The organism is Alcanivorax sp. HI0044 (assembly GCF_001634945.1).
Window position 1 is genome coordinate 1 of sequence record NZ_LWEZ01001174.1, and the last position, 11967, is coordinate 11967.

8 protein-coding genes are annotated in these 11967 nt (G+C 58.4%); 2 read left to right on the plus strand and 6 right to left on the minus strand.

Features of this window, described 5'->3' with window-relative positions; genetic code table 11:
- A partial coding sequence (locus A3730_RS15525; protein ID WP_063538394.1) for an AraC family transcriptional regulator occupies window positions 1-914 on the plus strand: 914 nt, incomplete at its 5' end.
- A 156-nt stretch (window positions 915-1070) separates the two neighbouring features.
- On the opposite strand, the gene dbpA is transcribed toward A3730_RS15525, so the two are convergent.
- Window positions 1071-2450 carry an ATP-dependent RNA helicase DbpA gene (gene dbpA, locus A3730_RS15530; RefSeq protein WP_063521538.1) on the minus strand — a complete coding sequence of 460 codons (1380 nt, stop codon included), beginning with the start codon at window positions 2448-2450 and terminating at the stop codon, window positions 1071-1073.
- A gap of 169 nt (window positions 2451-2619) precedes the next feature.
- On the opposite strand from dbpA, the gene A3730_RS15535 reads away from it, so the two are divergent.
- Complete coding sequence (locus A3730_RS15535; protein WP_063521539.1) at window positions 2620-3312, plus strand: 4'-phosphopantetheinyl transferase; 693 nt, start codon at window positions 2620-2622, stop codon at window positions 3310-3312.
- 4 nt (window positions 3313-3316) lie between these two features.
- Here the strand turns inward: A3730_RS15535 and fhuF are convergent, their stop codons facing one another.
- The 5 genes from fhuF to A3730_RS15560 all read right to left on the minus strand — a co-directional run.
- A complete protein-coding gene (gene fhuF / locus A3730_RS15540) occupies window positions 3317-4051 on the minus strand; it encodes a siderophore-iron reductase FhuF (protein ID WP_063521540.1) in 735 nt (244 codons plus the stop codon).
- Window positions 4051-5343, minus strand: a complete 1293-nt coding sequence (locus tag A3730_RS15545; protein ID WP_063521541.1) for a lysine N(6)-hydroxylase/L-ornithine N(5)-oxygenase family protein — start codon at window positions 5341-5343, stop codon at window positions 4051-4053. Before A3730_RS15545 ends, fhuF begins: the two co-directional genes overlap by 1 nt.
- Before the next feature lie 153 nt (window positions 5344-5496).
- Window positions 5497-6483: a GNAT family N-acetyltransferase gene (locus A3730_RS15550; protein WP_063521542.1), complete on the minus strand. Its 987-nt coding sequence runs from the start codon at window positions 6481-6483 to the stop codon at window positions 5497-5499.
- Entirely contained in the window at window positions 6473-8710 is a 2238-nt protein-coding gene (locus A3730_RS15555; RefSeq protein ID WP_063521543.1) for a TonB-dependent siderophore receptor, read from the minus strand. Before A3730_RS15555 ends, A3730_RS15550 begins: the two co-directional genes overlap by 11 nt.
- Before the next feature lie 100 nt (window positions 8711-8810).
- The coding region (locus A3730_RS15560) for a condensation domain-containing protein (protein ID WP_156501221.1) at window positions 8811-11967 on the minus strand (3157 nt) is incomplete at its 5' end.

Below are 11967 nucleotides of genomic sequence, written 5' to 3' on the forward strand. Positions count from 1 at the left end.
ATGCCGGCCTGCCGGAGAACACTCTGGACAACCTTCAGGGCCTGGTGTCTTACCGGCGTTTTCTGGAGCTGTTGAAACTGAGTGCGGCGCGCAGCGGCGACCCGTTGTTCGGCCTGAAGTTGGGGCTCAGTCAGGGAGTATCGATCTTCGGGCCGATTTTGTACCTGCTTAACAACGCACGCACGGTTGGCGAAGCCCTCACGGAACTCAAGCAGTACTTCCATCTGCACATGGGCGCCGCTCACGTGGAGGTCAGTGCGTATGGTGACCAGGTCCAGTTGGCCTACCGGGTGCTGGAGCCGGGCCAGCCCGGCATCAACCAGGGCGCGGAACTGGCACTGGGGGTTGGCCGCAAGCTGCTGCAGACACTGATGGGAGAAAACTGGCACCCCCACCCCATGCTGCTTGAACACGCCCGGCAGGCGCCCCTCGCGGCCTATCAGAAAGTGCTGGGCGTTTCCCCCCAGTTCAACAGCGATACCACGGCCCTGCTCCTGAAACCGGCGGAACTGGAATTGCCACTCAGCCAGGCCGACCCGACGCTGCACCGTTTGATCCGGGAACATCTGGACACCATGCAGAACCTCACGGATCTGGAATTGCCCGGCTATGTGAGCAACCTGCTCCGCGACCTGCTGCCACAGGGACGGGTGACCGTGGACCACATTGCCCGGTGCATGGCCATGAGCCGCCGCACCCTGCAACGGCGGCTCAGTGATTCCGGCACGTCCTTCCAGGCCGTGCTGGATGAGACGCGACAGAAAATGGCACTGCGTTATTTGCGGGACTCCACCCTGCAAGTCACCCAACTTTCCGACCTGCTCGGCTATGCCGACCTGAGCGCATTTTCCAGAGCATTCTCGCGCTGGTTCGGGATTCCTCCCTCACAGTGGGAACAACAGAAAGCCCGGTAACGGTTATGGCGACATACAGACACGTTTCATTGAATCGACGACCAACATCTGGCCGCCTCTGAAAAAACCTTGCGTACTCTGCGTGAACTGACGGGGGAAAATGACAAGCATGGAGGAAGTGGCCGGAGAGACTCTCCGGCCACAGCTCGGGAAAGGTTACAGCTTTTTAACGCGCCGGTTTTTGCCTTTGATTTTGCCTTTCAATAATCGCTCCAACGCCAGATCTGCGCTGTCACGATCAATAGCCACATAGGCTTGATAATCCGTGACGGTAATCTTGCCCACCTTGTTGCCGGCAATCCCCGCATCACCGGTCAGCGCACCCAGAATATCGCCAGGGCGAAGTTTGTCCTTGCGGCCAGCGCCGATGCACAACGTAATTGTCGGGGGGTGTAAGGTGTCACCTTCACGGGGTTTGAGGCTGCTCACCGGGTGCCAGTTCAGGGGCGCGCCCTGCAATTCTTCAATGGCCATGGCACGGCGGGATTCGCGTGGCGCTACCAGGTTGATGGCCAGGCCTTTTTCACCGGCACGGCCAGTGCGGCCGACACGGTGAATATGGGTCTGCGGCTCATGGGAGAGTTCCGCATTGATGACCATATCCAGGTTATCGATATCCAGGCCCCGCGCTGCCACATCCGTGGCCACCAGTACCGACAGGCTGCGATTGGCAAACAACGTCAGCACCTCATCACGCTCGCGCTGTTCAAGGTCACTGTTGAGCACCATGGCCGACATCCCCTGCCGGCAAAGCTGGTTCACCACGTCCTGACATTGTTTTTTGGTCACACAGAACACCACGCAGGACACCGGCCGGAAACAGGCAATGGCACGGGCCACCGCCTCTTCCCGCTCAGCAGGGTCTACTTCGTAGTAGCGCTGTTCGATCTGGCTGTTATCGTGGAGCACTTCCACTTCTACATGCTGAGGGTTGTTCATGAAGGTTTCCGCCAGCTGCTTGATCCCTACCGGATAGGTCGCCGAAAACAACAGGGTCTGGCGACGTGATGGCGTCTGCCGGATCACCTCGGCAATGCTGTCGTAAAACCCCATATCGAGCATGCGATCCGCTTCATCCAATACCAGTGTATTCAGCCCTTCAAGGCTCAGCGTGCCCTTGCTCAAATGTTTGAGCACACGCCCCGGCGTGCCCACCACGATCTGGGCCCCATGTTCCAGCGAGCCAATCTGCGGGCCGATGGGTTGCCCGCCACACAGGGTCAGCACCTTGATATTACCGGGGCCACGAGCCAGCCGGCGGATTTCCCCGGCCACCTGATCGGCCAGCTCCCGGGTGGGGCACAGCACCAACGCCTGGCAACCGTAATAGCGTGGATTCAATGGATGCAGCAGGCCAAGACCGAAAGCCGCCGTCTTGCCACTGCCGGTGCTGGCCTGGGCAATCACGTCATGCCCTTTGAGCACAAATGGCAGGCTTTGTGCCTGCACCGGGGTCATGGTGGTGTAACCCAGCGTGTTCAGGTTGGCGAGCAGTTCCGCAGACAGCGGCAGGGAAGAAAAAGAGGCATCAGTCACGGGAGCAGCCTGTGGCAAAGAAAGGTGGCAAGGAGACCAGCCACGCACGGCCAGTGTATACGCCTAGTGTAGCAGTTGTGGCATCGCGGTGAGGATCAAATTACCCCGCAGTTGGGGTCTCCGGCTGGCACCTCTGATATAGTACCGGCAACCGGGAAATCTGCTGATCATGTCATTATTCCATCACCCCGCATGCCTGACTCACCTGCACCGCGAAGAGCTCGCCACCGGACTGGTGCGCGTGGGCTGTCATTACGCCCCTGAACGCCTCTGCGACGACAGCTTTGCCCAGGCAGACATCCCCCTGCCGCCCTCCCTGAGTACGGCGGTGGCCAAACGCCGCAGCGAATATCTGGCGGGGCGATGGTGCGCCCGTGAAGCACTGGCGATGCTGGGCATTAAGGGTATCCCGGCCCTGGGACCCGACCGGGCACCACAATGGCCCGCTGGCAGTCTGGGCAGCATTACCCACAGCCAGGGCATTGCTGAAGTGATGGTCGCCGATGCACGCCATTGGCTGACCGTAGGGCTGGACACAGAGCAATGGCTCAGCGCAGAACGGGCAGCCCGTCTGTGCCGGGAATTGCTGACCCACGAAGAACGCGAACAGCTGGAAGGGTTATCGGATATTCAGCGCGCCAATCGCATCACGCTGATTTTTTCCGCCAAGGAAAGCCTGTTCAAGGCGCTCTACCCGATCACCGGAAAACGCTTTTATTTCCATGACGCGGAGCGCCGGGAGACCCGCTCACTGACCCTGCTGAAAACCCTGTCGCCAGACTGGAAGCTTGGTGCCACCATCCCTTTTCGCTGGCGCGAACGGCAGCAAGGTGTGCTGAGCTGGATTGCCCTGCCCCGTTAACGGCTTACGCTGCCATGCCCTTGCGACACAGCCGAGGGCAATCTTCACACAACGCCGCCTCCGGCAAACGAAAACGAATACAACAGGTGCGCCGCACGGTCATCACAGTGCCGGTGTTGGCGTTCATCCTGTCCTGGTAGGCCCCAAACAAGGGGTTTCTGTCACCGTTTTCAAAGCTGGGCTGATCAAGCAACGCTCGCCCCGGCGCCCAGAGCACCTCCGGCAAGCCGGCCCCTTTCAATTCCCCCGTGAACCAGTGGATGTAACGGCTGGCATTACTCCACAGCACCCGGGTGGATAACCCCAGTGCCTGCTGCCAGGCAGTGATAACCGGTTGTAAATTATCCCGCATTATTCCCTCGAATCGGGAAAGCGGGTGCGCGGTTGCCACAAGTTGTTGTCCGTCATCCGGCAACACGAAGACACCGGGCAACCCTTGCGCATCCACCTCAACCGCCAGCACCTCCACCGACAATGGTAATTCACGTTGCAGGATCAGGTTGGCCGCAAGCACCGGCGGCAACAGCCGCAAGAAATAGTATTTACTCCAGATGGAGAGCAGTGCCCGCTCGTCCTCCCCCTTCAAGTCAGGGCGAAATTGATGCAACGACTGCCGTAACCGGCCGGCATCAAACAGATCGGTTAACGGGATGGCCGTATCGTTCGGCTCGGCCAACCGTAACAAGTGGCCATAGGAAGAGAAGCCCCCTTGAAACAAGGGGGCCAGAGCAGGAATCATCAGCTTGCACAGGCCGTTTCGAGCGGCCGGCTCTGCCGTTCTATCAACGCATCCACCACTTCCTGGGAGCGTACCGCCAGGATCGACAACAGGGTGTCGCTGAGGCCATGAGTTTCTTCACAACACCCCTGCAGGAACACATTGGCATGGCAGCCTGATGCCATGGGCAAACGGTAACAACGCTCCACGTCTTTCTCGGACATCCAGTCCGCCATGGGCGAGAGCAACTGCTCATGGCCATTACGGTTATAACCGGTGGCCAGCACCACCCCATCGTAGACTTCGGTCTGTTCCACGCCGGTGTCCTTGTTGCGCAGGGTCAACAGCACACGGGTGCCATCATTCTGCACACCAACGATATCGCGGTTGGACAGGAAGCGGTGCTGCATCTTGCCGGTGACTTTCTGCAGGTAAAGACGCTCGTAGATCTGTTCAATTTCCGCCAGATCCACTACCGCGTAATTGGTCTGGCTGAAACGCTTGAGAAAATCCTGCCGCTCGGATTCCGGCCGGGCGTAGATAGTATCCGTGAACGCTGGATCGAAAATTTCGTTCACAAAAGCACTGTCATCGGCCGGGTGCAGGGCCCGGCTGCGGCTGACCAGATCCATCTTGCCATCCGGGTACTGGTCCATCAGATCCAGGTAAATTTCAGCGGCACTCTGGCCTGCTCCGATCACCGCAATACGTGGCGTTTCGTGGCGAGCAAACCGCTCGTATTCGTGTTTATAGCGCGATGAGTGAACCATGTTTTCACCCATCTTCCCGGCGAACACCGCCGGAATCTTCGGGTAACCACCGATGCCGATAACCAGGTTTCGAGTAAAAATCTCTTGCTCACTACCGTCGGCATTACGCGAACGCACGCGCACCCATTCCACTTCACCACCCTGCTCCACCGGCTCAATGGCAATCACTTCCTGACCATAGTGCACATGCTCTTTAAACTGATCGGCGGACCAGCGCATGTAATCGTTATATTCCACACGGGTAGGAAAAAACGTGCCCATGTTGATAAAGGAATCGAGACGATTGTTGTCATGCAGATAATTAACAAAGGTGAAACGGCTGGCGGGATTGCGCAGGGTCGCCAGGTCTTTCAGAAATGACACCTGCATGCGAGTACCTTCCAGCAACATGCCGCCGTGCCATTCAAAACGAGGCTGCTTTTCCAGGAAACAGTAACGCAGACCATCCAGGTCTTTCTGCTCGTCCAGTGCAATGGCAATGGCCAGGTTCGCCGGGCCAAACCCAATACCAACGACATCGTATTCCTGAGAATGAACGATCATGGTGATATGTCCTCAATGTGGCGGAGACCGAACGGCCTCCGGTTTATCCATACACCGACCACCGAAGAATTCGGACAGTCAGCCACTTGCTGCCGGATAGTGGTGGGCAGCGCGCCATGGCGGTTCAGAGTGAAAAAATCCGAACCGTGATTTTCAGCTCAGCTCGCAACGCTCAAAAAACGCATCACGATGCAGCACCATCAGGGCTGCGCGCTTGTGCGGAAAATCAAACTCCTTTGGCTTGGCAAATCGCCTGGCTTGAAGGTGTTGAATCATCCTGTCGTTATCCGAGCGTGGCTCGGACACAATCCTTGTGGTACGACAATCATCGAGAAACAGGTAATGGCAGAGCGCATTCAGCCATGCCTTTACCTTGTGCGGGCCACGGTGATGGTCTTCGCCCACCAGCATGTGAATCCCGCGATCAAAATCCTGTGCATCGTAATAGGGTGCGATGCGATCTTCCTTGGCCCAATACGCTTCAAAGTAAGCGAAGGGCTCATCATCTATGCAACCGATCAGGTTAAGCACTCGCGATTCTTTCGCCTGGCTCTCCAGGTATGCGCGATGCTCTTCCAGGGTGCCGCTCTGTTCCCAGAAGGCAGCCACACGCTCGCTGTTCTGCCAGCGCATGAAACGGTGCAGGTCTTCCTCAATATCCAGCGTGCGCAGAGACACCCACGCCTGAATACCGGTATCAAAACGGCGGTACACTTCCCCCGCCGGCTTGGCGCGGCGTCGTGGGTGACGCCGGCCGGATGCATCCATGATCATGGTGACCGGATACGGCAAGGCATCGCCCTGGCTTAACCAGTCACCGGGCAGCTGCCAGAACATGTCGCGTTCCAGCCGTGCTGTCTGATTTTCTTCCTGAATCATGAACGCAGCGTTAAAACCGCTCTCAAACTGCAGGGCTTCCATATCCGGCTGCGAGACAAAGAACGCCCAGGCAGCACGCAGAAGCTGCGTCGGTTCCTGACAATGCTGCTCCACACGGGCGATGCCGTCGGTCAGTTCCACCGTAAGCAGATCCTGGTCGTCCCACTGGCACCGCCACTGCGGTGCCAACTCCTGTTCGAACACATCCAGCCGCTGCCCGGTGGGCAGCGGAATGGATCGGTGAAGACTCTTACCAGGCATAGGTCACGCTGCCGATAACATTGCGACGGTCGCCGTACCAGCAGTAGTAGTCACAGGTCGCAACGTACTGCTTGTCTTCCAGGTTCTTGGCCGCCACCTGGAACTTGAAGTCCTTGTAGCGGTAGCTGACAGTGGCATCCCAGACCGTGTAGGACGGCACTTTCAGGGTCTCGGTGTTATCACCGTAGGTATCACTGACATAACGCACACCGGAACCAATGGCGAAGCCGTTCAAGGGGCCACCCAGGAAGGTGTACTTGGCCCAGGCCGAATACAGGGTATCCGCGATATTCACCGGACGATTACCTTCTTCAGCCGGTGTGCTATCGGAAACGATTTCCGGATCCATCCAGGTAGCGTTGGCCAGCAGGCTAAAGCTCGGGGTGATATTGGCAACAGCTTCCAGCTCGATGCCTTCACTTTCCACTTCTCCGATTTGCTGGAACGCGGGTGTACCGGTTTGACCGGAGGCCAGATTCTCCTGAGTAATTTTGAATGCCGCCGCATTGAAGTAACCATCAATACCTTCCGGCTGGAACTTCATACCCACTTCGATCTGATCGCCCTCTTGCGGCTTGGCCGCGTCGCCATTCTGGTCCAGTTGCAGAATCGGCTGGAAGAACTGCGAGTAGCTGGTATACGCAGTCAGGTTGTCATTGAGCAACCAGGCCAGGCCGGCATTGGCTGTCCACTTGTCGTTGTCGATATTCTGCTCAACGCCGGTGGATTTATTCTCGATATCGCTACTGGCCCGATCAAAACGGGCACCTACAGTCAGCACCAGATTGTTGTCGAACTTCATTTGGTCCTGGAGATAGCCACCGACCTGATAAGCATCAATGGTGGTTCGCTGACGGCTGGTCACCTCTGTACACACAAAGGTGGCGAAATTACAGGAAACGGGGGTCAACTCATCCGCGTTTCGGTACTGCGGATCAAAAGGATTCAGCGTCGCCGGCGCGAAGATACCCGGCGCCGCTTCGTAGCCCATCAGCGGGTTGCCAAAGCTCTTACCGTCGATGTGCAAGCTTTGGTAATCAATGCCGGCCAACAACGTATGCTCCACATTGTTGATCGACCACGTATGAATCAAACGGTTATCCAGGTTAACGCCGTAGGCATCGCCATCTTCATCGCTAAGCCCACGAATCACCTGCGAATCACCACTGCCCGGCAGATAGCCCAGGGAGTACATCTGCTTCAGATCCACATCGATTTGCTGGTAGCGAGCACTTTGCTGGAAAGTGGTCGAATCATTGAACGCATGGTCCAGCTGATAACCGAAAGAAACCTGGGTACGTTCAAACTGCTCGTAATCCAGATTACCGATGGCAACGTCATCGTCGATTTTGCCATTGGGGTTCGGCGAAATTGTGCCGCTGGAGGGCAGGAACTGCAGGTAAGGGTCGGAATCATCTTTCTGATAGGACGCCAGCAATGTCAGCTCGGTCCGGTCACCCAGGCCCAGCTTCAAGGACGGTGCCAGCATGGTGCGCTCGGCTTCCAGATCATCAACCTGAGTGCCGTTTTCACGACCAAGCGCGACAACACGCCAGGACACATCTTCCGACGGAGCACCGCCCACATCCACCGACAGCTGTTTGCGATCATAGCTACCGTATTCTGCAGTCACGGAACCAAAGGAATAATCCTGAGGGCGCTTGCTGATAACGTTAATCACGCCGCCCGGAGGAGTCTGGCCATACAAAACGGAAGCCGGGCCACGCATAATTTCTACACGTTCCTGGGCAAAAGGATCCAGCTGCCAGCTGTAAAAGCCATAGGAATAAACCCGGGTCCCATCACGGTACAAACCGTTATTGGCCTGTTTGAAACCGCGAATAACAAACCAGTCTTGCTTGTTATCTTCGCCGTAAAAGTTCGCCTGAATACTGGGCGTGTACTGCAGGGCATCGGCAATGCTCACCGAGGCGCGATCATCCATCTGCTCGCGGGTAACAATAGAAACGGCACGCGGCGTTTCTTTCACCGGCGTATCCGTCTTGGTGGCAGTGAGGCTTCGCTGGCCCACATAGCCGAAGTCGTCTCCGCCGTACACGTCTTCTGACTGCTCGGCATTCACCTCGATAGTCTGCAATTCATCAGCGTCCTGCTGCTCGTCTGCCCAGACGGGTGACGCCGACAGTGCCGCGGCTACCGCCAGCGCCAACGGATTGCGGCCCCACTTAAGCCCCCGGATCAGCCCGCTCTCGGTCCGATTCCCCATGGTCGTTCTCCTAACAATCGTAAAAATTACAGTAATAGGAATGATTCGCAACTGCATTATACAGATTACAAACCTTACGACTAGTGCACAAAAAAAGTGATTAGCCGGGCATTTCAGTCAATGGCTGCTGAGCTTTGCTCTGCCCAAGCCGGGCCGGCAGGCTCTGTAAAAAGGTGGCCTCACGCACAATCGTCAAATGATCCGCCGGTACGGTGTCGCTGTGGGCGAAATCAACCCACGCGGCCAGCCCGTTCTCAAGAGTCCGGGCACGGCCCGCCGGCTCACTGGCCCACCAACTGTGTACCGGGGTTTGCAATGTCGGCAGCTGATAGCCCCAACACAAATCCCGCAAATGTTGCTCCACCGCCCAGGCATGCAATAACTGCGCAGCACTATCGGCCACCGCCGGCTCAATGGGTTGTGTGGCCAGCCATTGCGCAAAGTTCTGCGGCCACTGCGCCGGTTTGCTGTCACGCAGACGCGCAATGCAATCATCCAGCGCCGTGGACGACGCCGAGGTCAGCAGCATGCCCAGATGTTCACGTAACGTCTGCTGCGCCTGCGGCGATGACCACTGGTCTTCCGCCACTTCGTGGCCCGGCACATAGGTATCCAGCAAGCCTACAAAGGCCACGGTTTCACCGGCCTGCTCCAGCCGATGGGCCAGTTCCATGGACAAGGCGCCCCCCAGTGACCAGCCCAGCAGGTAGTAAGGGCCTTCCGGCTGCTGCTGACGCACCGTGCGGTAATAGCGTTCGGCCATTTCATTCAGTGACGGATCAAACCAGCCAGGCTCCAGGAAACTGCGCGATTGCAGGCCCCGTACCTGCCACTGCCCTTCCAGGCTGGCGGCCAGGGCCTGGTAACCGGTGGTGCGTCCCGTCACCGGATGCGGGCACCACAGCACAGGTAGATCCCCGGTCCGGTTCAGGGGCGTTACCAATGCCGGATCGGCACAGGCTTCACGGGGCGCATCCGCCAGAGCCAACAATGCCTGCAAGGCCTGACGGTAACGGCCACACCAATGCGCAATCTGCTGCTCGTCATACACACTGGAGGCAAAATCCCAGACCAGCTCCAGCTGACCGCCGACCACCTGACCGTTAATCGCCAGGGGCGAGGCCATGGGATTGTCGCCCGCCTGGGCAGAGCCACCACCGCGCAACGGCGTAAAGCCCTGAACCAAGGCATCGTCGTGGTACTGCCCCAGGTAGTTGAATGTAACCGGCGCATCGGGACTGTTATTCAATGGGGTGTCAGCAAGAAAGCGCAAAGCGCCATAGCCCACACCGCCATCCGGTTCGATTTGCTGTAATTGTTGCGATACCGCAAACAGGTGCTGGCGCGGGTCGTCGGAGAACGGCAGCGATACCGGATACAGGCTGGTAAACCAGCCCAGCGTCCGACTCAGGTCCATGCCCGGCGCCAGGCGGGTTTCACGGCCGTGCCCTTCCAGATTGATAACCAGGGGCGAATTCCCTGTAGGAGCGGCGCTCGAGCCGCGAATCGCATCCAGAGACTTTTCTCGCGAGCGGGTTCGCGGCTCGAGCGCCGCTCCTACAGATGAGGGCTTCAAGGTGCGGGAGAGCGCAGTCAGCAAGAGTGCCGGCACGCTAACCCCCAGCTTGGTTGGCGCATCCTGTAGCAGCCGGCGGGTATCCGCCTTGTCCAGCGACAAGATGGCACTTTGCTTTTCGGCGTACGCAGGCAAGGCAGCAGAAGCCTTGTCCGGTTGCTGGGCCAGCCAGAACGGCAAGCGCTCATCGCCGTTTTTCTGCAACCATTGCAGCAATGCCTGATGCCAGTCGCCCAGATTGTGGGTACGCTCCGGAAAGGTTATCGCCTGGCCCGCCAGTGCCTGCCCATAGGCACCGAGCAAATCGTCCAGCAGAATACGCCAGGACACCCCATCCACCGCCAGGTGATGAATCACCAGCAACAATCGATCCGGCTGCTGCGGAGTTTGCACGTAAAGCACACGGAACAGTTCCCCTGCTCCGATGTTCAGGCTTTGCTGGGCCTGTTCACACAATGCGGATACCGACGCATCATCCGGCGCCTGTCGCCACCACAATAATTCATGTCCCGGCGCGTCCGCCGGCAAACAGGTTTGCGTCCAGCCGTTCTGCTCACGGGTAAATTGCAATCGCAGGGCGTCGTGCTGTTGATACAAGGCCTGAAGCGTCGCCTCCAGCGCCGGCCGCTCCATGGGAGCATCCAGCGCCAGCCACAGGTGCTGATTCCAGTGACTGGGGCTGGGCGGATTCAGGGAAAAGAAATGCTGCTGAATGGGCAGCAGGGGTAGCGCGCCCTGCAAGGGCTGTTGAGAAATAACTGACGCCTGGGCACTCACTGCCTGCACCGCCAGCGCTTTCAACACCGGCTGCTCGAACAGATCCTTAGGCGTTAACGCCAAGCCTTGCTGGCGGGCTCGGCTGACCACCTGCAAGGCAAGAATGGAGTCGCCGCCCAGCGCAAAAAAATTATCATCGCGGCTGACGGTTTCACGGCCCAGCAGTTGCTGCCAGATCGTCGCCAGCGTCTGTTCATTATCCGTCTGTGGTGCGTCACCTTCGCTGGCGGTTTGCCACTGCGGCGCCGGCAACGCCTTGCGATCGACTTTGCCTGCCGGGGTCAGCGGCAAGGCTTCCAACACGACCAACTGGCTGGGCACCATATAGTCGGGTAAAGATTGGGATAAGTCATCGAGGATAGCGGTAACGTTCAGCGATGGGGCCTCGCTGCGCTCGTTTCGCGGCTCAAGCGCCGCTCCTACAGAGGGGCGTGCGACGATGTAGGCTACCAAGCGATCCCCCGTCGGCGATGGCTGCGCCACCACGGCGGCCTCACGAATCTGTTCATGGCCCAGCAGTTGGCTTTCAATTTCGCCCAGCTCAATACGGAAGCCGCGGATCTTCACCTGCTGATCCACGCGGCCCAGGTATTCCATCACGCCATCGTCCCGGTACTTCACCAGGTCACCGGTGCGGTACATGCGCTCGCCGGGTTCGCCGAAGGGATCCGGCAGAAAGCGTTCGGCGGTCAAGTCCGGGCGCTGATGATAACCCCGGGCCAGGCCCACTTCGTTGCCGATATACAGTTCCCCGGCGACGCCGACCGGCACCCGATTAAGATCCTGATCCAGCACATACAATTTTCTCGGCCCCACGGCGGTGCCGATGGGCGCGTAGGCACTGGTCAGGGAGTCCCCTTCATAGGCGGCCCACAGCATCGGGGTGACCACGGTTTCGGTAGGA